Genomic DNA, 442 nt, shown 5'->3' with positions numbered 1-442 from the left:
ATTTTCCCGGACTAAAGGAAAGATATCCTTCTGCCACAGGATAGTCATATGCCTGGCCCATGAAGTCTTTTGCTATACCACGCCCGGGAATAATCGCCCTTCCCTCACTACCAGGCCTTATGGATTCGGCATAATGGTTAAAATAATCTGCAAATCTGCCCTGGTTTTCATAAACTACGGCATAGAAATTTAATTTTTTTCCTAACCCGCCTTGAAAAATAGCTGCACGGGTATTGTTATAAGTTACATCCAAATCGCTGTCAAGGTCTTTCCCTACCTGCAGGTCTAAAGCAAAATCTATAGTGAACCAATAGTCTTCTGCCTGAAAAGTAAAAAGATGTTCATTCCACAATTTGCGACCCACCCAGCTTTCGGCAGGTTTTTGAAGTGCTGTGAATTCTCCTTCAAAATCATAATACGGCTGCACTTCAGAAAACAGGAA

Annotated in this window: 1 pseudogene; it reads right to left on the bottom strand. The window is 41.9% G+C overall.

Annotated features, from left to right (window positions below):
* Positions 1–442: pseudogene (locus HC175_RS18805) on the bottom strand (gliding motility protein RemB); the annotation flags it as partial.

The sequence above is a fragment of the Salinimicrobium oceani genome (assembly GCF_012037645.1).
This window is presented reverse-complemented; position numbering and strand designations above follow the sequence as displayed.